This is a genomic window from Streptomyces sp. NPDC048257 (assembly GCF_043201855.1).
In the GTDB taxonomy this organism is placed as follows: Bacteria; Actinomycetota; Actinomycetes; order Streptomycetales; family Streptomycetaceae; genus Streptomyces.
Genome location: NZ_JBICZI010000018.1, coordinates 14,930 through 39,593, shown reverse-complemented (window position 1 = coordinate 39,593; position 24,664 = coordinate 14,930). Strand labels below are relative to the sequence as shown.

Annotated in this window: 23 protein-coding genes; 10 read left to right on the top strand and 13 right to left on the bottom strand. The window is 73.5% G+C overall.

What is annotated here, in order from left to right:
- Positions 1-39 precede the first annotated feature (39 nt).
- The 7 genes from ACGFZK_RS27320 to ACGFZK_RS27290 form a co-directional block, all read right to left on the bottom strand.
- Positions 40-855: an HpcH/HpaI aldolase/citrate lyase family protein gene (locus tag ACGFZK_RS27320; protein WP_393851500.1), complete on the bottom strand. Its 816-nt coding sequence runs from the start codon at positions 853-855 to the stop codon at positions 40-42.
- Positions 852-2,045, bottom strand: coding sequence for a CaiB/BaiF CoA transferase family protein (locus ACGFZK_RS27315; protein ID WP_393851499.1), 1,194 nt, complete (start codon positions 2,043-2,045; stop codon positions 852-854). The genes ACGFZK_RS27320 and ACGFZK_RS27315 overlap by 4 nt, the downstream gene beginning before the upstream one ends.
- Positions 2,042-2,953: a ribokinase gene (gene rbsK, locus ACGFZK_RS27310; RefSeq protein ID WP_393851498.1), complete on the bottom strand. Its 912-nt coding sequence runs from the start codon at positions 2,951-2,953 to the stop codon at positions 2,042-2,044. Before rbsK ends, ACGFZK_RS27315 begins: the two co-directional genes overlap by 4 nt.
- Positions 2,950-4,401, bottom strand: a complete 1,452-nt coding sequence (locus tag ACGFZK_RS27305) for an ADP-ribosylglycohydrolase family protein (RefSeq protein WP_393851497.1) — start codon at positions 4,399-4,401, stop codon at positions 2,950-2,952. The genes rbsK and ACGFZK_RS27305 overlap by 4 nt, the downstream gene beginning before the upstream one ends.
- Positions 4,398-5,543 carry an ADP-ribosylglycohydrolase family protein gene (locus tag ACGFZK_RS27300; RefSeq protein WP_393851496.1) on the bottom strand — a complete coding sequence of 382 codons (1,146 nt, stop codon included), beginning with the start codon at positions 5,541-5,543 and terminating at the stop codon, positions 4,398-4,400. The genes ACGFZK_RS27305 and ACGFZK_RS27300 overlap by 4 nt, the downstream gene beginning before the upstream one ends.
- 7 nt (positions 5,544-5,550) lie before the next feature.
- Positions 5,551-6,927 (bottom strand): ADP-ribosylglycohydrolase family protein, encoded by a 1,377-nt coding sequence (locus tag ACGFZK_RS27295; protein WP_393851598.1) that lies wholly within the window; start codon positions 6,925-6,927, stop codon positions 5,551-5,553.
- A gap of 332 nt (positions 6,928-7,259) precedes the next feature.
- On the bottom strand, positions 7,260-8,246 hold the full coding sequence (locus tag ACGFZK_RS27290) for an ADP-ribosylglycohydrolase family protein (RefSeq protein ID WP_393851495.1): 987 nt from the start codon (positions 8,244-8,246) through the stop codon (positions 7,260-7,262).
- 258 nt (positions 8,247-8,504) lie between these two features.
- On the opposite strand from ACGFZK_RS27290, the gene ACGFZK_RS27285 reads away from it, so the two are divergent.
- The 3 genes from ACGFZK_RS27285 (at position 8,505) to ACGFZK_RS27275 (ending at position 15,602) form a co-directional block, all read left to right on the top strand.
- Positions 8,505-9,236, top strand: coding sequence for a VIT1/CCC1 transporter family protein (locus ACGFZK_RS27285; RefSeq protein WP_393851494.1), 732 nt, complete (start codon positions 8,505-8,507; stop codon positions 9,234-9,236).
- A 374-nt stretch (positions 9,237-9,610) separates the two neighbouring features.
- A complete protein-coding gene (gene gltB, locus ACGFZK_RS27280; protein WP_393851597.1) occupies positions 9,611-14,149 on the top strand; it encodes a glutamate synthase large subunit in 4,539 nt (1,512 codons plus the stop codon).
- Positions 14,142-15,602, top strand: coding sequence for a glutamate synthase subunit beta (locus tag ACGFZK_RS27275; RefSeq protein ID WP_393851493.1), 1,461 nt, complete (start codon positions 14,142-14,144; stop codon positions 15,600-15,602). Before gltB ends, ACGFZK_RS27275 begins: the two co-directional genes overlap by 8 nt.
- A 345-nt stretch (positions 15,603-15,947) precedes the next feature.
- Here the strand turns inward: ACGFZK_RS27275 and ACGFZK_RS27270 are convergent, their stop codons facing one another.
- On the bottom strand, positions 15,948-16,361 hold the full coding sequence (locus ACGFZK_RS27270; protein WP_393851492.1) for a hypothetical protein: 414 nt from the start codon (positions 16,359-16,361) through the stop codon (positions 15,948-15,950).
- Positions 16,362-16,572: 211 nt separating this feature from the next.
- Between ACGFZK_RS27270 and ACGFZK_RS27265 the strand changes: the two genes are divergently transcribed.
- Positions 16,573-16,815, top strand: coding sequence for a hypothetical protein (locus ACGFZK_RS27265; protein WP_393851491.1), 243 nt, complete (start codon positions 16,573-16,575; stop codon positions 16,813-16,815).
- Between the two features lie 223 nt (positions 16,816-17,038).
- Positions 17,039-18,319, top strand: a complete 1,281-nt coding sequence (locus tag ACGFZK_RS27260) for a DUF1906 domain-containing protein (RefSeq protein ID WP_393851490.1) — start codon at positions 17,039-17,041, stop codon at positions 18,317-18,319.
- Here the strand turns inward: ACGFZK_RS27260 and ACGFZK_RS27255 are convergent.
- The 3 genes from ACGFZK_RS27255 to ACGFZK_RS27245 are packed head-to-tail and all read right to left on the bottom strand — an operon-like array spanning position 18,316 to position 19,823.
- On the bottom strand, positions 18,316-18,822 hold the full coding sequence (locus tag ACGFZK_RS27255) for a pyridoxamine 5'-phosphate oxidase family protein (protein WP_393851489.1): 507 nt from the start codon (positions 18,820-18,822) through the stop codon (positions 18,316-18,318). The genes ACGFZK_RS27260 and ACGFZK_RS27255 overlap by 4 nt on opposite strands.
- 35 nt (positions 18,823-18,857) lie before the next feature.
- Positions 18,858-19,586 carry a VWA domain-containing protein gene (locus tag ACGFZK_RS27250; protein ID WP_393851488.1) on the bottom strand — a complete coding sequence of 243 codons (729 nt, stop codon included), beginning with the start codon at positions 19,584-19,586 and terminating at the stop codon, positions 18,858-18,860.
- Between the two features lie 30 nt (positions 19,587-19,616).
- Complete coding sequence (locus ACGFZK_RS27245; protein ID WP_393851487.1) at positions 19,617-19,823, bottom strand: acyl-CoA dehydrogenase family protein; 207 nt, start codon at positions 19,821-19,823, stop codon at positions 19,617-19,619.
- A 29-nt stretch (positions 19,824-19,852) separates the two neighbouring features.
- Here ACGFZK_RS27245 and ACGFZK_RS27240 point away from each other — a divergent pair, with 29 nt between their 5' ends.
- Entirely contained in the window at positions 19,853-20,029 is a 177-nt protein-coding gene (locus tag ACGFZK_RS27240) for a flavin reductase (RefSeq protein ID WP_393851596.1), read from the top strand.
- Between the two features lie 46 nt (positions 20,030-20,075).
- Here the strand turns inward: ACGFZK_RS27240 and ACGFZK_RS27235 are convergent, their stop codons facing one another.
- Positions 20,076-20,681: a PadR family transcriptional regulator gene (locus ACGFZK_RS27235; protein ID WP_393851486.1), complete on the bottom strand. Its 606-nt coding sequence runs from the start codon at positions 20,679-20,681 to the stop codon at positions 20,076-20,078.
- 123 nt (positions 20,682-20,804) lie between these two features.
- Here ACGFZK_RS27235 and ACGFZK_RS27230 point away from each other — a divergent pair, with 123 nt between their 5' ends.
- The 4 genes from ACGFZK_RS27230 to ACGFZK_RS27215 are packed head-to-tail and all read left to right on the top strand — an operon-like array spanning position 20,805 to position 24,212.
- Positions 20,805-21,935 (top strand): LLM class flavin-dependent oxidoreductase, encoded by a 1,131-nt coding sequence (locus ACGFZK_RS27230; RefSeq protein WP_393851485.1) that lies wholly within the window; start codon positions 20,805-20,807, stop codon positions 21,933-21,935.
- Between the two features lie 3 nt (positions 21,936-21,938).
- Positions 21,939-22,670: an SDR family NAD(P)-dependent oxidoreductase gene (locus ACGFZK_RS27225; RefSeq protein WP_393851484.1), complete on the top strand. Its 732-nt coding sequence runs from the start codon at positions 21,939-21,941 to the stop codon at positions 22,668-22,670.
- Positions 22,667-23,653: an alpha/beta hydrolase fold domain-containing protein gene (locus tag ACGFZK_RS27220; RefSeq protein ID WP_393851483.1), complete on the top strand. Its 987-nt coding sequence runs from the start codon at positions 22,667-22,669 to the stop codon at positions 23,651-23,653. Before ACGFZK_RS27225 ends, ACGFZK_RS27220 begins: the two co-directional genes overlap by 4 nt.
- Positions 23,654-23,660: 7 nt before the next feature.
- Positions 23,661-24,212, top strand: a complete 552-nt coding sequence (locus ACGFZK_RS27215; protein WP_393851482.1) for a hypothetical protein — start codon at positions 23,661-23,663, stop codon at positions 24,210-24,212.
- A 16-nt stretch (positions 24,213-24,228) separates the two neighbouring features.
- Here ACGFZK_RS27215 and ACGFZK_RS27210 read toward each other — a convergent pair whose 3' ends face one another.
- The gene (locus tag ACGFZK_RS27210) at positions 24,229-24,660 is read right to left on the bottom strand and encodes a hypothetical protein (RefSeq protein ID WP_393851481.1); all 432 of its coding nucleotides are present in this window, start codon (positions 24,658-24,660) and stop codon (positions 24,229-24,231) included.
- Positions 24,661-24,664 lie beyond the last annotated feature (4 nt).

Here is a 24,664-nt window from a genome sequence, read left to right as displayed (position 1 = left end):
ACCCCCTTCGGCGTTCCCCGAGCCCGGTACCACTCAGCCTCACCGGGCGGCCGTGCGTGCGGCCAGAGCGAGGGTGCGGTGCGCCGCCGCGACGACCGCCGGGTCCACGAACCGGCCGTCGGGCAGGGCCAGCGCCCCCGGGGTGGCCCGGGCCGCGCTCAGCACCTCCACGGCGGCGCTGACCTCCTCGGGCGCCGGGAGGTAGGCCCGCTCGATCACCGGGAGCTGGCGGGGGTGGATCGCCGCCCGGCCGAGGAAGCCCAGGGCGCGGCCGCGGACGCAGGAGACCGCCAGCGCCTCCAGATCCCGGATGTCGGGGAACACCGACTGCGCCGGGGGCGTCAGCCCCGCCGCCCGGGCCGCGACCACCACCCGGGAGCGGCACCAGTCCAGGCCCGCCTCCGCGCTCACGGCCAGGTCGGCCCGCAGATCCGCCTCGCCGAGGGAGAGCCCGCGCAGGGCGGGGTGCGCGCGGGCGATCTCGTAGGCGCGCTCCACGCCCACGGCCGATTCGAGCAGGGCGTGCAGGCTCACCCCGCCGGTGCGGTCGGCGACGGCGGCGATCTGCCCCGGTGCGCTGATCTTGGGCAGCCGCAGTCCCGCGAGGCCGCGCAGCCCGCCGAGCGCGTTGAGGTCGGCGCCGCCCCAGGGGGATTCGAGGGCGTTGACGCGGACGTGCACGGGGAGCGGGGGCCGCTCCGCGAGCAGCTCGGCGGTCGCGGCGCGGGCGTACTCCTTGCGCGAGGCGGGGACCGCGTCCTCCAGGTCGACGATGACGGCGTCCGCCCCGCAGCCCAGGGCCTTGGCGACGACCTCCGGGCGGTCGCCGGGCGCGTACAGCCAGGTCAGGATCACAGGGCTCCTTCGGTCCGCAACGCGGTGATCTCGGCCTCGGTCAGCCCGAGCTCGGTCAGGACCTCCTCGGTGTCCGCGCCGTGCGGGCGGCCCGCCCAGCGGATCCCGCCGGGGGTCTCGGAGAGCCGGAAGAGGATGTTCTGCATGCGGAGCGGGCCCAGTTCCGGGTCCTTGACCTCGGTGACCGTGTCGAGGGCGGCGAACTGCGGGTCGGCCATCACGTCCCGGACGTCGTAGACCGGGGCGACGGCCGCCTCGGCCTCCTCGAACGCGGCGACCACCTCCTCCGCCTTGTGCCGGGCGATCCAGCCGCCGACGGCCTCGTCCAGTACCTCCGCGTGCCGGGCCCGCCCGGCGCCGGTCGCGAACCAGGGCTCGGCGATCAGCTCGGGCCGCCCCACCAGCCGCACCACCCTCTCGGCGATGGACTGCGCGGAGGCGGAGACCGCCAGCCAGCGCCCGTCGGCACTGCGGTAGGTGTTGCGGGGGGCGTTGTTGGTGGAGCGGTTGCCGGTGCGGGGCTGGACGTAGCCGAGCTGGTCGTACCAGAGCGGGTGCGGGCCGAGCACGGTGAGGATCGGCTCGACGATCGCCAGGTCCACCACCTGCCCGTGCCCGGTGCGGTCCCGCCCGGCGAGGGCGGTCATCACGGCGTACGCACAGGTCAGCGCGGCGATCGAGTCGGCGAGCCCGAAGGGCGGCAGGGTCGGCGGCCCGTCCGGCTCCCCGGTGATCGCGGCGAAACCGCTCATCGCCTCGGCGAGGGTGCCGAAGCCGGGGCGGTGCGCGTACGGGCCGTGCTGGCCGAAGGCCGTGACGCGGGCCAGGACCAGGCGCGGGTTGGCGGCGGACAGCTCGGGCCAGCCCAGCCCCCACTTCTCCAGGGTGCCGGGGCGGAAGTTCTCGATGACCACGTCGGCGGTGGCGGCCAGCCGCAGCAGGGTGTCCCGGCCGCCCGGGGTGGAAAGGTCGAGGGTCATGGTCCGCTTGTTCCGGCCGAGCAGCTTCCACCACAGGCCGATGCCGTCCTTGGCGGGGCCGTGGCCGCGGGAGGGGTCGGGGCGGCCGGGGTGCTCGACCTTCACCACCTCGGCGCCGAAGTCGCCGAGCAGGGTGGCGGCCAGCGGTCCGGCGAAGAGCGTGGCGAGGTCGAGCACGCGGAGCCCTTCCAGCGGCCCGGTGGTCCTCACGAGGCGGCCCCGGGCTGCGCCGCGGCGAAGGCGTCGGTCTCGGCGCGGGTCGGCATCGAGTCCTGGGCGCCCGGGCGCTGCACGGAGAGCGCGGCCGCCGCCGAGGCCCAGCGCAGGGCCGCGGGCATCGGACGGCCCTCTCCCAGGGCCACGGCGAGGGCGCCGACGAAGGTGTCCCCGGCGGCGGTGGTGTCCACGGCCCGGACCCGGGGCGCGGGCACGGTCAGCGGCTGCCGGCCGCGGGCGGCGTACAGGACCCCGGCCGAGCCGAGGGTGATCACCACCTCGGGCACGTCGGCGAGCAGGGCCGTGGCGGCCTGGAGGGGGTCGGTGAGGCCGGTGAGGGTGGCGGCCTCGTGCTCGTTCGGGACGAGGAGGTCGGTGGCGGCGAGCAGCTCGGCGGGCAGCGGCTGGGCGGGCGCCGGGGTGAGCACGGTACGGACGCCGTGCGCGCGGGCGGCGCGGGCCCCGGCGAGGACGGCCGGGAGGGGGAGTTCGAGCTGGAGGAGCAGGGACCGGGCGGCGGCGATCCGGGCCTCGTCGCCCGGCTCGAGGCCGGTGACGGCCGCGTTCGCGCCGGGGATGACGATGATGCTGTTGCCGCCCTCGTCGTCCACGGTGATGTGCGCGGTGCCGCTGGCGCCCTCGACGGTGCGCAGGGGCGCCGTCTCGACCCCGGCGGCGGTGAGCGCGGAGCGCAGTCGTACGCCGAACTCGTCCGCCCCGACCGCGCCGATCATCACCACCCTCCCGCCGCAGCGGGCGGCGGCGACGGCCTGGTTGGCGCCCTTGCCGCCGGGGACCGTGCGGAAGGCGCGGCCGGTGACGGTCTCCCCGAGGCGGGGGGCCTTGGGGACGTAGGCGACGAGGTCCATGTTCGTACTGCCGAGCACGGCGATGGCCGTCATGAGCGTGCTGCCTCCTGTGCGGTGAGGTGGGCGAGGGTGTCGAAGCCGATGCCGTCGAAGCCGGGGACGGTGGTGGCGAGGCGGTTCTTGAGCGGTGCGGTCCAGCGGTGCGGGATGCCGTCCGGGTAGCCGGCGAGCAGTCCGGCGAGGGCGCCGGCGGTGGCCCCGTTGGAATCGGTGTCCCAGCCGCCGGACACCGCGCGGCAGACGGAGCGGGTGAAGTCCCCGTCGGCGTGGGTGAGGGCGGCGGCGATCAGGGCCGTGTTGGGGACGGCGTGGACCCAGTGGTAGTGCCCGTAGCGGGCGTGCAGCCGGTCGACGACGAGGTCGAAGTCCGCTTCCTGCCCGGCCCACCGGATCCCCGAGCGGACGGCCCCGGCGAGGCGGGAGCGGGGCGGTACGACGGCCAGGCCGGCCCGGAGCGCGGTGTGGACGTCGGCCCGGCCGGTGGCGGCCTCGGCGGTGGCGGCGGCGACGAAGAGAGCCGCGTAGACGCCGTTGCCGGTGTGGGTCAGGGCGGCGTCCCGGTAGGCCTGGGCCGCGGCGGCGGCCGGGTCGCCGGGGTTGGTCCAGCCGTGGACGTCGGCGCGGATGAGGGCGCCGATCCACTCGCGGAAGGGGTTGTGGTGGGTGGCGGTGGCGGGCGGCTCCAGCCCGAGCAGGAGGTTGCGGTAGGCGATCCGCTCGGCCGTGAAGGTCCGCCCGGCGGGGAGCTCGTCGAGCCAGAGGCGGGCCACGTCGGCGGTGGTGAAGGCCTTGCCGTGCCGTTGGAGGAGCAGCAGGCCGAGGAGGGGGTAGTTGAGGTCGTCGTCCTCGGGCATGCCGTCGATGTTCTCGGCGAGGGAGGTGGCGGCGGAGCGGCGGTTCCAGGGGTACGCGGCCAGGACCTCCGAAGGGACGCCGCGGGCGGTGAACCAGTCGTCCAGCGGCCAGTTGCCCGCGGCGCGGGCGAGGGCGCGGATGCCGGCCAGCGGCAGCTTCTCGACGGGCTTGCCGAGCAGACACCCGACGGCCCGCCCCCACCACGCGGCTTCCAGCCGGCCCCGCAGGAGGACGTCCGGCCCCGCGGCGGGCACCTGTTCCGGCGTGGCGGGTGGGACGTGGTCCGGGTCGGCCGTGGCCGCCGCGGCCGGGGGCCAGGTGGCCTGGATGGCGGGCCAGGACTGGGGTTCGTCGGTTCGGGAGGGGGGTGGGAGTTGCGCCAGGGCGTCCAGGAGGCGGGTGGCCAGCGCGCGGAGTTCCGGTGGGGCCGGGGCGGGGGAGGCGCCGGCGCGGTCCGGGGCGGGGTGGCCGCCCGCCGCGAGCCAGGCGCGCAGGGCGGGGGCCGGGTCCCGGCCGTCCTCGGCCGCCTGGCGCAGCTCGTGCCCGACCAGGTCCTCGGGCTGCGCCCACGTGAGCCGCAGGGGTGCGCACGGAGCGGCGGAGGCAGGCCCGGCGGTGCCCGTCACCGGGGGTCCGCGATCGCGGTGAAGGCCGATTCGTGGGAGCGGCGGCGGGAGCGGTCGAGGGCGAAGATCTCCCGGGCCACCGCGGCCAGCGCCACCGCCGGGGCGTGCAGGTCGAGGCGGCTGGCCTCGGCCACCTGCTTGGCCCACGCGGCCGGGACCACCGCCTCGCCGCCCAGGGCCCCGGCGATCGCCCCCGCCATCGTGGCGATGGAGTCGCAGTCCCGGCCGTAGTTGACGGCGCCGAGGACCGCGGTCTCGTACCGTCCGTCCGCGACGAGCAGCATCCCCAGCGCGATCGGGAGTTCCTCGATGGCGTGGAGCCGGGAGGGACGGCGGGCGTCGAGCGACGGGTTCCGGTAGTCCGGCCCGACCGAGTCGTACGGGGCCACCGCCGCCCGCAGCGGCGCCAGCGCCGACTCGAAGTCCCGGTGGGCGGCGGCCACTTCGCGCACGGCCGCGATCGCGGCGCGCGTGCCGTCCTTGGCCAGGGACAGGGCCGTGTCCACCACCGAGGCGGCCGTCGCCCCCGGCACGCACGCGGCCGCCACCGCCGCCGCGAACACGCCCGCCGCCTCCCGCCCGTACGAGGACTGGTGCGCCCCGGCGATGTCCAGCGCCTCCGCGTAGGCGCCCGCCGGATGGCCGGCGTTGGCGATGCCCACCGGCGCCATGTACATCGCCGCGCCGCAGTTGACGATGTTGCCGCTGCCGGCCTCGCGGGGGTCGGCGTGCGCGTAGTGCAGCCGGGTCACGATCCACTTCTCGGCCAGGAAGATCCGCTGCAACGGCAGTGCCTCGGCCTCCAGTTCCGGGATCCAGCGGGGGGTGGACATGAGGTCGGGGACCAGGTGCTCGGCGATCGCGTAGGCGTCGAGGTGGTCCCGTACGGCCTCGTAGACGCGGACCAGCGCGTGCGTCATCAGGGTGTCGTCCGTGACGTGCCCGTCGCCCTTGTGGTACGGGGCGATGGGGCGGGCCGTGCGCCAGTCCTCGTGCCAGGGGCCGACGATGCCGTGCACGCGGCCGCCGTGCCGTTCCACGATCTGGTCCGGGGTCCAGCCCTCCACCGGGCCGCCGAGCGCGTCGCCGACGGCGGCTCCGACGAGAGCGCCGAGGGCCCGGTCCTCCAACGTGAGCGTCATGTCCGAATCATCCCTTGGGTGAGGTGAGTTCCGTGGCCGCGAGGAGCGCGGCGAGTTCCACGAGGTCGGTGCCGGCGAGGCGGGGGAGGGCGCAGCCGGAGAGGGTGCGGCAGGCCTCGCGCCAGGCGGCGGGGATCGAGTCGCCGCCGCCGAGCACGCCGGTCAGCGCGCCGGCCAGGGCGGGGGCGGAGTCCGCGACGCGGGACAGGCAGGCGGCGGCCGGGACGGCCTCGGCCATCCTGCCGCGGGCGGCGGTCGCGAGGGCGAGGGCCACGGGGACGGTCTCGGCGGCGGCGATCCCGTAGCTGTAGACGTGGTCCACGATCTCGTGTTCGAGGGTGGGGACGATGGCGAAGGCGCCGCCGTCCTTGTGGGTGCGGGCGAGCCGGACGGCGTGCCGGGCGTTGCGGCCGATCTCGGTGGTCTCGGGGAGCTGGGCGAGGGCGGCGTCGACGGCGGCGTCGACGTCCGCGGTGGTGAGGGCGGTGGCGATGGCGGCGGCCATGGCGCGGGCGCCGTGGACCCCGTCGCCGTCCTGGGTGTAGCGGGCGTCGAACTCGGCGAGGTCGGCCGCGGCGTGGGCGTCGCCGGGGTGTACGACGGCGAGGACGCAGGCGCGGACGCAGGCGGCGTCGTCGAAGTAGTGCGGGTTGTCGTGGCCGGTGGCGGGCGGGCGCAGGCCGGTGGCGAGATTGCCGAGGCCGGCGCGGACGGAGATCCGGGCACGGAGGGGGAGGACGGCGGATTCGACCTCGGGCGCGCGTTCCGCCGCTGCGGCGACTTCGGAGGCCAGGGCGTTCCACGCGAGGTCGATGGCGGCGCGCATGCGGCGGGAGCGGGAGAGGTCGCTGAGCAGCACGCCGGCGGCGGTGAGGACGGACTCGGCGACGAAGGCGGCCCATTCGGCGTCGTCGGAAGGGCCGAGGCGGAGCGGTTCGGGGGGCTGGTTGAGGGCGATGGGGACGGGGAGGGTGGTGGTGGCGTTCTGCTCGGCGAAGGTGTCGAGCTCGCGGGTGAGGCGGCGGGTCCACTCGGGCATCCGGCTGGCGCGGTGGCGGGCGGCGGGCCACCCGGCCGCGTCGCCTGCGGCGAGCCCGAGGAGGAGGCCCTCGATGCGGCGCTTCTCCGCCGGGGCGCCTGCGGCGAGCTCGGCGGGGGGTTCCGGGGCCCGGAGCAGGGCCACGGCCCCGGCCCCGGTCCCGTGCCGCTGTCCGGACCGGACCACGATCCGGGATCCCGCCGCGGGTGCGGGTGCGGGGACGCCCTCCGCAGCGAGGGCCTGACCCCCACCCTCGGGCTCCGCCGAGGCCCCTGCGGGCGCCCGGCGCGACGGTGCCTCGGCCGGCGCGTCGGCCGGGGCCCGGCCGACGGGCGGCGGGGCCAGGGCCGTCGGCCCCGGGGGCGGAGTGGCCGAGGCCGGGTTCGCCGGGGGCTGTGCCGGCGCCCGGGCGGCGGGGGCCGGCGTGAAGGAGGCCGGGGCCCGGGTGGCGGGGGCGGGGGTGGCCGGGGGGAGGGGCAGTGGCGGGCGTGGCGGTGGGTCGGGCTGGGGCTGGGCGACCGGAGTCGGGGCCGTCGGGCCCGGCAGGGCGGGGGTGGCCGGGGGGAGGGGCAGTGGCGGGCGTGGCGGTGGGTCGGGCTGGGGCTGGGCGACCGGGGCCGGGGCCGTCGGGCCCGGCAGGGCGGGGGTGGCCGGGGGGAGGCTGTCCGGGGAGGGGGTCATCGGGGGGCCTCGCATTCGGGGGTGAGGAGGTCCGCGATGTCCAGGACGTGGTAGCCCCGCATCGAGGGGAGGCAGCTGCCGCGGACCGGGCCGATGGCCGAGGACCAGGCGGCGGGGATCGCGGCGGCTCCCGACAGTGCGCCGGCCAGTGCGCCCGCCACCGCCGCCGTGGTGTCGGCGTCGCGGCCCATGTTCACGGCGGTGAGGACGGAGGACGGGAAGTCCCCCTGGCACGCGGCGAAGGCCCCGAAGGCCAGGCCCACCGCCTCCGGGGCCAGGTCCGTCCACGGGTAGCCGCCGATGACCACCGCCGAGCGGACGGCCCGTTCACCCCGCGGGGCCGCGGTGACCGCCCGGCGCAGGGAGCGGGCCGTCCAGGAGTCGGACGGGATGACGGACAGGGCGGCCGAGACCACCGAGGCGGGGGAGCCGCCGGCCATGGCCGCCGCCACGCCCGCCGCGACCGCCTGGCCGCCGTAGATGCCCTCGCCGTCGTGGCTGACCGAGCCGTCGATGGCGACCAGCCGGGCCGCCTCCGCCGGCCGGCCCGCGGCGAAGACGCCGAACGGCGCCGCCCGCATCGCCAGCCCGTCCGACCACGCGTGCCGGTGCTGGGCCGAGATGGGTGCGGCCAGGCCCCGGCGGAGGTTCTCCAGGGTGCCGCGCTCGGAGAACCCGGCGCCGCGGAACGGCCCTTCGTCGAGGTCGGCGATCCAGTGGTGCCAGGCCCGTTCCACGTGGGAGACGGTGAGCGCCGAGCCGTGGCGGGCCAGCAGCAGCCCCGAGAAGATCGCGTACTCGGTGTCGTCCGTGCCCGCCGGGTCCTCCGACACGAATCCCTCGATGCGGCCCCACTTGGCCCGGATCTCCGACGGCTTCATGTTCTCCGCGGGGGCGCCCAGCGCATCGCCCACCGCGAGTCCGAGAAGAGCGCCCCTGGCCCGTTCGAGGAGGACCTGCGGATTGCATGCAATCAGCTTCATCGGCTCCATGGCGCGCCTCTCCCACTTGGATGGGGCTCATCATGAGCCCTTGGGGGATTTGTGCCATGGCATGTGGTTTGTCGCTCGTCGCGAAACACCCCGCGAACACCCCCGTCACCCGGTCGCCGACCCACAAAAGCCCAGGTAAGTACGGCCTTCCTTGCTGGCGGGCAGCAGAAATCGTGCGTAGTTTCGAGGTGTTCAGGGGGAGCGGGGCGCCTCACGCCGCCCGTTCGCACAAATGGGGAGATAAACCGCATGTCCATCATCGATATCGAAGCATCGCTGCACACCGCCCACCGTGACAACCACACCCACCGCGACGTCAACGGTGGATGGCTGCGGCCGGCCGTGTTCGGTGCGATGGACGGGCTCGTCTCCAACCTCGCCCTGATGACCGGTGTCGCCGGCGGCGCCGTCGCCCCGCAGGTCGTCGTCATCACCGGTCTGGCGGGTCTCGCGGCCGGCGCCTTCTCGATGGCGGCCGGCGAGTACACCTCCGTCGCCTCGCAGCGCGAACTGGTCCTCGCCGAACTCGACATCGAGCGCCAGCAGTTGCGCAAGCACCCGGTCGACGAGATGGAGGAGCTCGCCGAGCTCTACGTCTCCCGCGGCGTCGAGCCCCCGCTCGCCCGCGAGGTCGCCATGCAGCTGTCGCGCGATCCCGAGCAGGCGCTGGAGATCCACGCCCGCGAGGAGCTCGGCATCGACCCCGACGATCTGCCCTCGCCGATGGTCGCCGCGGTCTCGTCCTTCGGTTCGTTCGCGCTGGGCGCGCTGCTCCCCGTACTGCCGTACCTGCTCGGGGCCACGTCCCTGTGGCCCGCGGTGCTGGTCGCGCTGGTCGGCCTCTTCGGCTGCGGGGCGGTCGTCTCCCGGGTCACCGCCAGGTCCTGGTGGTACAGCGGTGCCCGCCAGCTGGTGCTGGGTGGCGCGGCCGCCGGTGTGACGTACATCCTGGGAACCTGGATCGGTGGAGCCATAGGCTGACCGCGGCTGGAGTGAGACACTATGCAGTACGCAACATAAGTAGTCCGTTACCCGGCGGTTTCGAATCCGTGTCCACCGGGAATCAGACCAGGGCTCCGGGCAACGATGCCCGCCCTGCACCCGGGACCTCCGCCTCGCGCGATACCTCCGTAGAGCGCCGCGAAAGTCCCCTCTTTCTGCCTCGTGCAGTCCGCATGCTGGAATGACGTATCCGCTTCTCGGGATTGTCGTCATCATGTAATCTGCACGAAATTTCGCAGAGGGCCAACGTCGTCCCTCGGCTATGCACATATGCCACGACGACGACGGGAGAGCCGATGCGTTCCGCATCCACGCACTCCGCGACCGGCTCCAGCACCACCGCCTGGTCGCCCATGGACGGTCGCCCCGCCCAGCAGGGCATGTACGACCCGCGCAACGAGAAGGACGCCTGTGGCGTCGGCTTCGTGGCGAACCTCACCGGCGAGGCCACCCACACACTCGTTGAGCAGGCCCTGACCGTATTGCGGAACCTCGAGCACCGCGGCGCGACCGGCTCCGAGCCGGACTCGGGCGACGGCGCCGGAATCCTCAGCCAGGTCCCGGACGCGTTCCTGCGCGACGTGGCCGGCTTCGAGCTCCCCGAGGCCGGCGGCTACGCCGTCGGCATCGCCTTCCTCCCCGCCGACGGCACCGCACGGGCCGTCGCCGTGGAGCAGATCGAGGCCATCGCCGCCGAGGAGAACCTCACGGTCCTCGGCTGGCGCGAGGTCCCGGTCACCCCGGACCTGCTCGGCAACGGCGCCCGCGCCACCATGCCGGCCTTCTCGCAGCTGTTCGTCAGCAACGGCAGCACGGGCATCGAGCTGGACCGCAAGGCGTTCGTGCTGCGCAAGCGCGCCGAGCGCGAGGCCGGCGTGTACTTCCCGTCGCTCTCCGCCCGCACCATCGTCTACAAGGGCATGCTGACCACCGGCCAGCTGGAGCCCTTCTTCCCCGACCTCTCCGACCGCCGCTTCGCCTCGGCCGTCGCCCTGGTCCACTCGCGCTTCTCCACGAACACCTTCCCGTCGTGGCCGCTCGCCCACCCGTACCGCTTCGTCGCGCACAACGGCGAGATCAACACGGTCAAGGGCAACCGCAACTGGATGAAGGCCCGCGAGTCCCAGCTGGCCTCCGAGGCCTTCGGCGACGGCGTGCTGGACCGGATCTTCCCGATCTGCACCCCGGACGCCTCCGACTCGGCCTCCTTCGACGAGGTCCTGGAGCTGCTCCACCTCGGCGGCCGGTCGCTCCCGCACAGCGTGCTGATGATGATCCCGGAGGCGTGGGAGAACCACACCTCCATGGACCCGGCCCGCCGCGCGTTCTACAAGTACCACTCCACCCAGATGGAGCCCTGGGACGGCCCGGCCTGCGTCACCTTCACCGACGGCGTCCAGGTCGGCGCGGTCCTCGACCGCAACGGCCTGCGCCCCGGCCGCTACTGGGTCACCGACGACGGCCTCGTCGTCCTCGGCTCCGAGGTCGGCGTGCTCGACATCGACCCGGCCAAGGTCGTCCGCAAGGGCCGCCTGCAGCCCGGCAAGATGTTCCTCGTCGACACCGCCCAGAAGCGGATCATCGAGGACGACGAGATCAAGGCCGAGCTGGCCGGCGCCGCTCCGTACGCCGAATGGCTGGAGACCGGCGAGATCGAGCTGGAGGACCTGCCCGAGCGTGAGCACATCGTGCACACCCACGCCTCGGTCACCCGCCGCCAGCAGACCTTCGGCTACACCGAGGAAGAGCTGCGCGTCATCCTCGCGCCGATGGCCCGTACCGCCGGCGAGCCGCTCGGCTCCATGGGTACGGACTCCCCGATCGCGGCCCTGTCCGAGCGCCCCCGGCTGCTCTTCGACTACTTCACCCAGCTCTTCGCGCAGGTCACCAACCCGCCGCTGGACGCCATCCGCGAGGAGCTCGTCACCTCGCTGCTGTCCTCGCTCGGCCCGCAGGGCAACCTGCTGGAGTCGACCGCCGCGTCCTGCCGCAGCGTCACCCTGCCCTTCCCGGTGATCGACAACGACGAGCTGGCCAAGCTCATCCACATCAACGCCGACGGCGACATGCCCGGCATGAAGGCCGCCACGCTCTCCGGCCTCTACCGGGTCTCCGGCGGCGGCGAGGCCCTGGCCGCCCGGATCGAGGAGATCCGCGCCGAGGCCGACGCGGCCATCGCCAACGGCGCCCGCCTGATCGTCCTCTCGGACCGCCACTCGGACGCCGAGCACGCGCCGATCCCGTCGCTGCTGCTCACCTCCGCCGTGCACCACCACCTCATCGCCACCAAGCAGCGCACCCAGGTGGGTCTGCTGGTCGAGGCCGGTGACGTCCGCGAGGTCCACCACGTCGCCCTGCTCATCGGCTACGGCGCGGCCGCGGTCAACCCGTACCTCGCCATGGAGTCCGTCGAGGACCTGCTGCGCGCCGGTACCTTCCTGTCCGGCCTGGAGCCGGAGCAGGCCATCAAGAACCTGATCTACGCGCTCGGCAAGGGCGTCCTGAAGGTCATGTCCAAGATGGGCATCTCCACCGTCGCCTCCTACCGCGGCGCCCAGGTCTTCGAGGCCGTCGGCCTCAACGACGAGTTCGTCGAGACCTACTTCAACGGCACCGCCACCAAGATCGGCGGCGCCGGCCTGGACGTCATCGCCAAGGAGGTGGCCGCGCGCCACGCCAAGGCGTACCCCGTCTCCGGCATCGCGGCCACGCACCGCGCGCTGGAGATCGGCGGCGAGTACCAGTGGCGCCGCGAGGGCGAGCCGCACCTGTTCGACCCGGAGACGGTCTTCCGCCTGCAGCACGCCACCCGCAACCGCCGGTACGACGTCTTCAAGCAGTACACGGCCCGGGTGAACGAGCAGTCCGAGCGCCTGATGACGCTCCGCGGCCTGTTCGGCTTCAAGTCGGAGCGGGAAGCCATCTCCATCGACGAGGTCGAGTCGGTCGCCGACATCGTCAAGCGCTTCTCCACCGGCGCCATGTCGTACGGCTCCATCTCCAAGGAGGCGCACGAGACCCTCGCCATCGCCATGAACCAGCTGGGCGCCAAGTCCAACACCGGTGAGGGCGGCGAGGACCCGGACCGCCTGTACGACCCGGCGCGGCGCTCGTCCATCAAGCAGGTCGCCTCCGGCCGCTTCGGCGTGACCTCGGAGTACCTGGTCAACGCGGACGACATCCAGATCAAGATGGCGCAGGGTGCCAAGCCCGGCGAGGGCGGCCAGCTGCCCGGCCACAAGGTCTACCCGTGGGTCGCCAAGACCCGGCACTCCACCCCGGGCGTCGGCCTCATCTCCCCGCCGCCGCACCACGACATCTACTCCATCGAGGACCTGGCTCAGCTGATCCACGACCTCAAGAACGCCAACCCGGTCGCCCGCATCCACGTGAAGCTGGTCTCCGAGGTCGGCGTGGGCACGGTCGCCGCGGGTGTCTCCAAGGCCCACGCGGACGTCGTCCTCATCTCCGGCCACGACGGCGGAACGGGCGCCTCACCGCTCACCTCGCTCAAGCACGCGGGCGGTCCCTGGGAGCTCGGCCTCGCCGAGACCCAGCAGACCCTGCTGCTCAACGGGCTGCGCGACCGGATCGTCGTCCAGACGGACGGACAGCTCAAGACCGGCCGCGACGTGGTCATCGCCGCGCTGCTCGGCGCCGAGGAGTTCGGTTTCGCGACCGCGCCGCTCGTCGTCTCCGGCTGCGTCATGATGCGCGTCTGCCACCTGGACACCTGCCCGGTCGGCATCGCCACCCAGAACCCGGTCCTGCGCGACCGCTTCTCCGGCAAGCCCGAGTTCGTCGTCAACTTCTTCGAGTACATCGCGGAGGAGGTGCGCGAGATCCTCGCCGAGCTGGGCTTCCGCACGATCGAGGAGGCCGTCGGCCACGCCGAGCTCCTCGACACCACCAAGGCCGTCACGCACTGGAAGGCGCAGGGTCTCGACCTCGAGCCGCTCTTCTACGTGCCGGAGCTGCCCGAGGGCGCGGTCCGCCACGCCCTGATCGAGCAGGACCACGGTCTGGAAAAGGCCCTCGACAACGAGCTGATCGAGCTCGCCGCCGACGCGCTGAACGCCGAGACCGCCGACGCGGCCCGGCCGGTCCGCGCCCAGATCGCGATCCGCAACATCAACCGGACCGTCGGCACCATGCTCGGCCACCAGGTCACCAAGAAGTTCGGTGGCGCCGGCCTGGCCGACAACACCATCGACCTGACCTTCACCGGCAGCGCCGGCCAGTCCTTCGGCGCCTTCGTGCCCAAGGGCATCACCCTCCGCCTGGAGGGCGACGCCAACGACTACGTCGGCAAGGGCCTCTCCGGCGGCCGCATCGTGGTCCGCCCGGACCGCGGCGCCGACCACCTCGCCGAGTACTCCACCATCGCCGGCAACACCATCGGCTACGGAGCCACCGGCGGCGAGATGTTCCTGCGCGGCCGCACCGGCGAGCGCTTCTGCGTCCGCAACTCGGGCGCGCTGGTCGTCTCGGAGGGCGTGGGCGACCACGGCTGCGAGTACATGACCGGTGGCCAGGCGGTCGTCCTGGGCGAGACGGGCCGCAACTTCGCGGCCGGTATGTCGGGCGGCGTCGCGTACGTCATCGACCTCGACCCGGACAACGTCAACGTCGGCAACGCGGGCGCCGTCGAGGCCCTGTCCGACACCGACAAGCAGTGGCTGCACGATGTGGTGCGCCGCCACGAGGAGGAGACCGGCTCGACCGTGGCCGCGAAGCTCCTGGCTGACTGGTCCGTCGCGGTGGACCGCTTCAGCAAGATCATCCCCACCACGTACAAGGCAGTGCTCGCCGCCAAGGACGCCGCTGAGCTCGCCGGACTCTCGGAATCCGAGACCACGGAGAAGATGATGGAGGCGGCGACCCATGGCTGACCCGAAGGGCTTCCTCACCACCCCGCGCGAGACCGCCTGCACCCGTCCCGTCGCCGACCGGCTGAAGGACTGGAACGAGGTCTACGTCCCGGGCTCGCTGCTCCCGATCATCAGCAAGCAGGCCGGGCGCTGCATGGACTGCGGCATCCCGTTCTGCCACAACGGGTGCCCGCTCGGGAACCTGATCCCGGAGTGGAACGACTTCTCGTACCGCGAGGACTGGACGGCCGCGTCGGAGCGCCTGCACGCGACGAACAACTTCCCGGAGTTCACCGGGCGGCTGTGCCCGGCCCCCTGTGAGTCGGCGTGCGTGCTCGGCATCAACCAGCCCGCCGTCACCATCAAGAACGTCGAAGTCTCGATCATCGACAAGGCGTGGGACAACGGCGACGTCACCCCGCAGGCGCCCGAGCGCCTGTCCGGCAAGACGGCCGCCGTCATCGGCTCCGGCCCGGCCGGTCTGGCCGCCGCCCAGCAGCTGACCCGGGCCGGCCACACCGTGGTCGTGTACGAGCGCGCGGACCGCATCGGCGGCCTGCTGCGCTACGGCATCCCCGAGTTCAAGATGGAGAAGGTGCACATCAACCGCCGCATCGAGCAGATGCGCGCGGAGGGCACCAAGTTCCGCACCGGCATCGAGGTCGGCCGCGACATCACCGCGACCGACCTGCGCAAGCGGTTCGACGCGGTGGTCATCGCGGCGGGCGCGACCGTCTCCCGCGACCTGCCGGTCCCGGGCCGCGAGCTGAACGGCATCCACTTCGCGATGGAGTACCTGCCGCTCGCCAACAAGGTCCAGGAGGGCGACTTCATGGCGCCCCCCATCACGGCCGAGGGCAAGCACGTGATCGTCATCGGTGGCGGCGACACGGGCGCGGACTGCGTGGGCACCGCCCACCGCCAGGGCGCGGCCTCCGTCACGCAGCTGGAGATCATGCCCAAGCCGGGCGAGGACCGCAACGCCAACCAGCCCTGGCCGACCTTCCCGATGCTCTACAAGGTCACCTCGGCCCACGAGGAGGGCGGCGAGCGGGTCTACTCCGTCTCCACCACCCACTTCGAGGGCGACGAGGACGGCAACGTCCAGGCCCTCCACCTGGTCGAGGTCGCCTTCGAGGACGGCAAGCTCGTCCAGAAGCCCGGCACCGAGCGCGTCCTCCCCGCGCAGCTGGTCACCCTGGCGATGGGCTTCACGGGCACGGACCAGGAGAACGGCCTGGTCCAGCAGTTCGGCCTGGAGCTGGACGCCCGCGGCAACATCGACCGCGACGCCTCCTACGCGACCAACGTGGACGGCGTCTTCGTCGCCGGCGACGCGGGCCGCGGCCAGTCGCTCATCGTCTGGGCCATCGCGGAGGGCCGCTCGGCCGCCCGCGGCGTCGACCGCTTCCTGACCGGCAGCAGCGCCCTCCCGTACCCGGTCAAGCCGACGGACCGCTCGCTGACGGTGTAGCCGCACCGGCAGCGCCCCCGCCCCCGCGAAGGGGCGGGACCCCTCATACGGTCCGTACAACGGCGTACGGAACTCCCGACACAGCGCCCGCCACGTCCCCGACCAGGGGTGGCGGGCGCTGTGGCGTTGCTTTTCGCGAAGCAAGGGCACTGCGGAAGCGGGGAGTCGGCTCATGCGCCCGCGAGGAGCTGCGGCGCCCCCGGGGAAGCGGCCGGGCTGACCCAGGAGGCGGAGCCTGGGCGTCGTTCATTCAGGCAGTGCAGCACCGCCCCTGATCGCACACCGCGCCGGTCGACCGCTCCGCCACGGCGCCCGCCGGCCATGGCGGGCGCCGCGGTTCTCGGGCTACTCGGGCTGGGTGACCGTGGCGCCCCAGTGGGTGGTCGGGGTCGAGGCGGTCACCCACGCGGTGAATCCGCCGTGGAGGTCGGTGCCGAGGGGGAGCGTGACGACCGTCGGGTCCGTGCCGGGGCAGTCGACGGTGAAGGGGGCCGGGTCGCGGTCCGGGTGCTCCTGGAGCCGGAACGCCACCTCGATGCTCCCGCCGGCGCAGCCGAAGGTGATGAACGTGTCCAGCCGGGGGGAGAGGCCACCCGAGACGAAGCCGCTGGAGCCGGCCTGGTCGGCGATCCAGATCAGCCCGTCGGGCCCCGGGTATCCGATGATCTCGTTCGTCGGCGCGGCCTGGGCCGGGGTCGCCGCCAGGGTCAGGGCGAGTACCGGGGCCAGGGCCGCCAGGGCGGTCGTGCGCTTCTTCATGTCGTCCCCCAGGTTGTCGTGTCGTCCGTACGTCGGACACCGTGACGCTATCCAGCGCTACTGACATCTGCCTGAGTACGCGTACTCACCCGTACGGTCTCTGACGTTTTCACGTCTGCGGGTCCAATTCATGTTGCTCGTGGTCATGTTGGCGCCCACCTGCTTGACAGTGATCGCGGACGCGTAGTCCTGCAGTGCCGAGGTCTGGGTCGTGTCCGATCCGGCTGCGGTGCTCGACCCGTCCGGCCAGGAGGTCCGCGGTGCCCGCGGCTGCGCGGAACGCACGACGGAGCCCTTCGAGTGCTTCGCCACGTCGGACCTCCACATAGAGGTCGACTACCAGCCCGCCGACCGCTACTGGACCTTCCAGTGGATCGAGACCGGGATCTTCCTCGCGCTCTCCGGACCGCCGGCCGGGTTCTGCTCCTGGCGGCTGCGCCGTCGGACGGCCTGACCGGGACGGGTAGACCGGGGAGACAAGGGGCGGCCGAAGCCAACGCAACTGGCTTCGGCCGCCCCCTCGACCTTACTCGGCCGTGGTGACGGGCCCGAGGACGCTTCACTCGTACCGGTGACGCAGGCCGGCGGACCGGGCTGGGGCCGGCTGGGCCGGCCGGGCCAACTTCGATCGATCCGTGCACAGTTCACGGGGCCGGAGACTGGTAACCATCTGGATCATGGCCCGCATCCGAACCCTGCTGAGCGGCCTGCTCGGCGCCGCGCTGCTGATTCCCGTCCAGCTCTCCGCCGCCGCCGATCAGCCGCCCCCGGCACGCGTCGACTACCGCGGTCTGCGCGTCACCCTCCCCGACGGTTGGCGGGTCGTCGATCTCGACCGGAACCCCGACGCGTGCCTGCGCCTCGACCGGCCCACCCTGTACCTCGGCCCCGCCGGCACCCAGTCCGAGTGCACCGGCCGGGCCGTCGTCAGCCGCGCCGACACCCTGCACCTCGAACCCCTCGACGGGGCCCCGGAGCGCGCCGACATCCCGACCGTCGCCGTCGACTCCCGGTACGTGCTGCGCGAGGTCCCGCCCCGCTCCGGCAGCAACGAGCTGCGGTACGCCCTGCGCCGCTCCGGGGTCATGGCCACCGTCTCCTACGGGACCACGCCCGACGCCGTGCGCACGGTCCTGGCGCAGGCCCGCGCCGTGGCGCCCCCGCCCGCCGCGCCCCCCGTCGTGGCCGTGCCGGCCGCCGACGGCGCGGAGCCCCGCAGCGCCCAGAAACCCTTCAAGGGCGAGGGCTTCGACGTGTGCACCGCACCCACCCAGAAGGCCATGGACGCCTGGCGGGCCGGTTCCCCCTTCGGCGCGATCGGCGTCTACATCGGCGGCCGGGCCCGGGCCTGTGCCCAGCCCCGGCTCACGGCCCGCTGGGTCCGGCGGCAGGCCGCCGCGGGCTGGCACCTGATGCCGATCTGGGTGGGTCCGCAGCCCTGGCACAACGCCGGCACCGGCCTGTCCACCGATCCCTCCGAGGCCAACGGACAGGGCAGGGAGGCCGCCGAGGGCGCGGTGGACGCGGCCCGGTCGCTGGGACTGGCCGAGGGCGCGGTGCTCTACAACGACCTGGAGAACTACACGGACCGCGCCACCTGGGACGCCCCGGTCGTCGCCTACCTGACCGCCTGGACGGAGCGGCTGCACGAGCTGGGCTTCCGCTCCGCCGCCTACGTCTCGGTGAGCTCGGGCGTCAAGGCGCTGAGCGCCCACTACCACCAGGCCCCGCAGGCCATGCCGGACGTGCTCTGGGCCGCCCGCTGGAACCTTTCCGCCACCGTCGCCGACGCCGACATGGGCCTGCCGAAGGGCACGGCCCAGTGGGCCGGCCCGCGCCGGGCCCACCAGTTCCGCGGTGACCACGACGCCACCTACGGCGGGGTCACCCTCACCATCGACCGCAGCCGGGTGGAGGTGAATCCCGCCGCCCTCGGCCCGATCGGCGGCCTGGCCTAGGGGGTGTCCTCGCGCGGCGGTTCGTCGTCGTCGCCGCGGCGCAGGGTGCGCAGGCCGTGTTCCGGGGTCCACGACCGCACCACCAGGTCGTCGCCCTGCACGCCGACGCGGACGACCTCCGTCAGGTCGGCGTAGAAGAGGTGGAAGGGGTGCGGGGTCTCCGTCTCCTCCGCGTACCGGTGGAGTTCGGGCGGGTCCACGAGCTCCACCGCGCGCCCGGAGATCCGTACGTCTCCGTCCGGCATGTCCTCGCCCGCGCCCGGATTGGTGTGCAGGGCGAAGCGCGGGTCGTGCTGGAGGTCCCGGGCCTTCATCGAGCCGAACATCATGCCGAGCCACAGCTCCCCGCCCCGGATGTCGACGTTCAGCCCTGTCGCCCGGGGTGAGCCGTCCTTGCGGAGGGTGGCCAGGACATGGTGCGGATACTGCGCGAAACGAGCCTGGACGGCCGCAGCGAACTCCGGTTCCGCCTTCTCGAAGACTGCCCAGCTGGTATGCGTCATACGTCCATCAAAGCGCGGGCACCGGCGGGCGCAGGTCAGGCGCGCACGATGCCCGCGCCGCGCGCCGCCGCCAGCCAGGCCGGGAACTCACCGAGCAGGCGGTCGTAGAGTTCGCCGTCCGGCACCCTGCGGGGGTTCTGTCCCGCGTGGAAGTAGCCCGCGTTGTCCACGGCCCGCATCGCCGGCACCGGCAGCTCGTCCAGCCGGCGCAGGAAGTCGAACTGCGTGCTGCGCGTGTTGCCGAAACCGATGAACTGCCAGAAGAGCGGCAGCCGGGCCGCCTTGCACAGGTACCGCTCCGCCGCGAGCTTGTTGATCGGCCCGCCGTCGGTCTGGAAGACGACCAGGGCGGGGGCCGTCGACCCCGAGTCCAGGTAGTGGTCGATGACCGCGTCCATCGCCGCATGGTAGGCCGTCTTGCCCATGTGGCCCAGCCGGGAGGCGATCTCGGTGACCCGGCCCTCGTGCCCGGCCAGGGAGATCTCCTCCACCGCGTCGACCTCGGTGGAGAAGAACACCACCGGCACGCGACCGTCGTCGTCCAGGTGCGCGGACAGCCCCAGCACCCGGTCGGCGAGGGCCTGCATGCTGCCGTCGGCGTAGTACGGGCGCATCGACCCGGAGTAGTCCAGCACCAGGTAGACCGCGGCCCGCCCGCCCTCCAGGCCGTACTTGCGCAGGGAGATTCCGGCACTCTTGTAGAGGCTCACGAGCGCCGGAGCCGTCTCCTCCACCTTGCGGAGGTTGATCGCACTGCCCGTCATGGGGCGAGCGTACGGCAGCGCGCCGGCCCCTCAGCCCGTCTCGGTGAAACCCAGTTCGGCGGCCGGCCGGGCACGGTGCGTGGCGGCCGGGCCGAGCAGGAGGGCACAGCCGTGGGCGCGCGTGAAGAACGCGTGCGCCGGGTGCTCCCAGGTGATCCCGATGCCGCCGTGCAGCTGGATCATCTCCCCGGCGACGTACGAGAACGCCTGCGAGCAGGCCGACGCGGCCGCGCCCACCTGCGCCGTCAGCGGGGCCCAGGCCGCGGATCCGGGCCGCGGGCGGCTTCGCCGTCACCGGCGGCGACAGGTTCGCCGGGATCCCCTGGCGCCCCGCCAGCAACGGCACGCCCCTGCTCGGCGGTGTGCTCGCGAGCGTCGAGTGCGAGTCGGCGGACGTACTGGGCGGCGGCGGCGACCACGCCATCGAGCAGGGGCGGGCCTGAAAGTGCACCGTGAGGGAGCGTCGCCGCTGCTCTCCTTCCGGCGGTCCTACGGGCGCTTGCCGCGCGGCTCGCGCCCGTCCCGCTCGGCGGCCAGTGCGTCGACGTCGTCGAGCATGGCGGCGGCGAGGTCCCGCTCGGAGGCGTAGTACCGCTCGGCCCACTTGAGGGTGAGCGTCGGGTACGCCCAGGCGCTCTCGTCCTTCGCGCCCTCCACGTCGGCCACCGCGAGCCGGCGCATCTTCTCCGCGAACTCCTGGTGCTGGACGAGGACTTCGCGCATCTGCTCCGGCTCCAGCAGGTGGCCCAGCCACAGCCGCAGCATCGGCCCGTGCTTGAGGACCGGCGGGTCGACGGGGGCCTCGCGGGCCCAGTCGCGGACGGCCGTCATGCCTTCGTCCGTGATGCGGTACACCCGCTTGTCGCGCGTTCCGGTGTCCTGGGCGACCATCCGCGACGTGGCGTAGCCCGCCTTCTCCAGGCGCTTGAGCTCGCTGTAGATCTGACTGAACGACGGGCTCCAGTAGAAGAACCGCAGCGACCAGTCCGACCACTTCTTCAGGTCGTAACCGGAGAGCTCTTCTCCGAAGGAGAGCAGCCCGAGCACCGCCCAGCTGGTCGCGGGGAGCGGGCGCTTGTTCGTCTCGTCTGCCACGCAGCGCAGTCTACGACCGGTCCTCGCGGCACCCTTCCCCCTGCGGAATATGCCTGCTAGAAGTATTCCTATTCGAAATACTGCGAGATCCTGGTTCGAAAGACCGGATGGAGGGACCTCACCGTGAAGTTCTCGATGATCTTCGAGGCGCAGCTCGTCGACCCCACCCCCGAACGCGAACGCCAGGTCATCCACGACTGCGTCGAACAGGCCGTCCACGCCGAGGAGATGGGCTTCGACCGGATCTGGGCCGTCGAGCACCACTCCCTGACGCAGTACGCGCACATGAGCGCCTCCGAGATCTTCCTGACCTGGGTGGCCGCCCGCACCCGACGGATCCGGATCGGCCACGGCGTCGTCACCATGCCCTTCGGCTACCAGCACCCGGTGCGCGTCGCCGAACGCGCGGCCATGCTCGACGTGCTCTCCGGCGGCCGCGTCGACATCGGAGCCGGCCGCGGAGCCACCCGCCAGGAGATGTCCATGTACGGGGTCCGGCCCGAGGACACCCACCCGCAGATGGAGGAGGCGCTGCGGATCCTCTCCTCGGCCTGGAAGGAGGAGACGTTCGAATGGCACGGCTCCATCGACATAGGCCCCGGCGCGATCCTGCCCCGCCCGGTCCAGGACCCGCACCCGCCGCTCTTCATGGCCTGCTCCAAGCACGACACCCTCAAGCTGGCCGCCGAACTCGGCATCGGGGCCCTGGTGATGGGCTTCGCGGGCGCCGACGACGTACGCGCCATGCGCAAGGTCTACGACGAGGCCATCGCGACGCGCAGCGGTGAGCGCCTGGTCTCCACCGAGGTCAACGACCACCTGTCCGCCCTCTGCCCGACCATCGTCCTCGACGACGCCGAGCGGGCCCTGCGACTGGGGACCCGCGGCCAGCGCTTCTTCGCCGAGTCCATCGCCCACTGGTACGGGAACGGCCCCGAGCCGACCGGATACGCCGAGGAGGAGAGCGCAGACGCACACGTGGCGGCCCTGGCCCGGGGCCGGGAGGAGCTCGTCGCCAAGCTCCACGAGGCGAACATCCCCGCCCGCCCCGTCGACACCGGCACCTACAACGCGGAGCACGCGTACGGCAGCGCCGGTACCGCGATCGCCTACGTCGAGCAGCTGCGCGAGATCGGCGTCGACGAGGTGATGTGCCTGATCCAGATGGGCACCGTCCCCCAGGAGGCCTGCATGGAGACCATCCGGCAATGGGGCGAGAAGGTCATCCCGCACTTCCGCGCGCTGGAGGGCTGAACCGTGGCGGAGCGCCTCGACGGAAAGGTCGTCGTGATCACCGGCGCCGGGCGCGGCCAGGGCGCCGCCGAGGCCCGGCTGTGCGCGGAGGCCGGGGCCCGGGTCGTCGTCACCGACGTAAGGGAGGAGGAGGGCCGGGCGGTGGCCGCCGCACTCGGCGACCAGGGGCTGTACGTACGCCACGACGTGGCCGACCCGGCGAGCTGGGCGGCGGTGGTGAGGCAGACCGTCCGCGCCTTCGGGACGGTCTCGGCCCTGGTCAACAACGCGGCCCTGTGGCGCACGGCCCACGTGGAACAGCAGCGGCTCGACGAGTTCGAGGCGCTGCTGCGGGTCAACCTGCTCGGGCCGTTCCTCGGCATCCAGGCGGTGGCACCGGTGCTGCGGGCGGGCGGGGGCGGCTCGATCGTCAACATCTCCTCCACCGCCGGCCTGGTCGGGATCCCGGGGCACGCGGCCTACGGATCCACCAAGTTCGGGCTGCGCGGACTGACCCGGTCGGCGGCGCTGGACCTCGCCCGGGACCGGATCCGGGTCAACTCGGTGCACCCGGGGGCCATCGACACCCCGATGGTGGCCGAGGCGGTCGCGGGCCGGGACTGGTCGCACGTACCGCTGGGGCGGATGGGCCGCCCGGAGGAGGTCGCGGAGCTCGTCCTCTTCCTCTGCTCGGACGCGTCCTCGTACGTGACGGGCACCGAGCTGACCGTGGACGGGGGGATGACGACGGCATGAGCGATCACCCGATACCGAACCCCCTGATACCGGACCCTCTGATACCGGACCCTCTGATACCGGACCCCCTGATACCGGACCCCCTGACGCCGGACGCCAGGCGGCTGTGCGACGCGATGGCGGCGGCCTTCCCCGGCCCGGGCGACACCCGCGCCCTGCGGGCGGCGGCGGCCTCCGGGTCCGGCCGCGACGGCCCGGCCATGGCCTCGGTGACCGACACCTTCGCGGGCGGGGTCCCGGTCCGGATCTACGATCCCGCGCCCGGCCCGGAGGACCGCCCCCTGGTCGTCCACCTGCACGGCGGCGGCTGGGTGATGTGCGGCCTGGACACCCACGACGCGACCTGCCGCTCCCTGGCGGTGGCCGCGGGCGCGGTGGTCGTCGCCGTGGACTACCGGCTCGCCCCGGAACACCCCTGGCCGGCGGCGCCGGACGACGCGCTGACGGTCCTGCTCTGGGCCCGGGCCCAGGCCCGCGAGCTGGGCTGCGACCCCGGGCGGGTGGTGCTGGCCGGGGACTCCAGCGGCGGCAACCTCGCGGCCGTGACCGCCCTGCGCGCGCCCGGACCCGTCGCGGGACAGCTGCTGTTCTATCCGCCGCTGGACGCCTCGATGGACTCCGCGTCCGTGGAGACCTACGCGGAGGGCTACTTCCACACCGCCGCCCACATGGCCTGGTACTGGGACCAGTACGGCGGCGATCCGAAGCACCCGCACGTCTCGCCGCTGCACGCCCCCGACCTGACGGGCCTGCCGCCCGCCCTGATCGTCCTCGCGGACTGCGACGTGCTGCGCGACGAGGGGCTGGCGTACGCCCGCCGCCTGGCCGCCGCCGGCGTCGACTGCACGGTCCAGCTCCACCCGGGGGTCTTCCACGGCTTCCTGGGCCTGCCGCTACCGGCGGGCGCCGCCGCGCTGCGGGCGGCGGGGGCCTGGGTGGCGGGGGTGCAGGGGCGGCAGCACCCGCCGGCCTCCCGGGCATGATGTGTCCATGGCTGAACTGATACGGAGGCTGCCGGGCGCGGTCCTGCGCAACTGCCTTCTCCTGGCGGGGCAGTTCGGTGCGATCTGGCTGCTGCAGGGGCCCGAGGGAGCCTGGGTCCCGGTCCTGCTGGCCGTCTTCGTCCTCGGCGCGGCCGTCCCGCACGGCACCGACGCGGAGTTCGTCGCCCGCACCTGCGTCGCGCTCCTCGCGGTCGGGATCGCGGTGACCGGCGGGATCGCCCGGGACCGGCACACCCTCCACGACCGCGGCCGGGAGGAGCAGGCGGTCGTCGCCGAACGGACCATGGTGGAGGACGGCTCGGCCTCCTCCCCGTCGCTGCGGCTGCGCACGGCCGCCGGCCGGGACCTGCCCGGCCCGGTGGCCACGGACCTCCCGGTCGGCGCCCGGCTGACGGTCACCGTGGACCCCGACGGACCGGCCTGGGCGGTGGGCGGGCGCCCGGACCGGCCGCTGTGGCCGGTGGCCGGTACCGGGGCCCTGATCCTGCTCCAGAGCGCCCTCGTCGGACGGATCTCCCTGCGTCGCACCGAGAGGTGAGGGCGCCCGCCCGCGCCTACTTGATCGTGTAGGAGCAGCCCTTCACGGTCGAGACGCCGTCGCTCTCGGCGACCTTCTTCCCGTCGACCTTGATGACGCACGGGGCCTGCTGCAGCTTGCCGTCGGCGCCCGTGATCGTGCCCGGGACGACATTCACCAGGTAGCCCACCTTCTGCTCCGCGGCGGTGAGTTCGGCGGTGCCCGACTTCGACCACGGCAGGGTCTGCTGCTCGAACCCGCTGCCGATGCCGCTGTACATGACCGCCGTCTTTCCGGTGCCGCCGACCTCGAGGGTCACCTCGTGGGTCGCGCCACCGGCCTTGGCGGGGGCGGACGAGGCGCTCGGGGAGGGCACGGGCCCGCCGCCGTCACCGGCCGGCTGCGGCTTCGCGCTCCCGCAGCCGGTCAGCAGTACCGCCGCCGCGGCGCACACCGTGATCCCGGTCATCGTC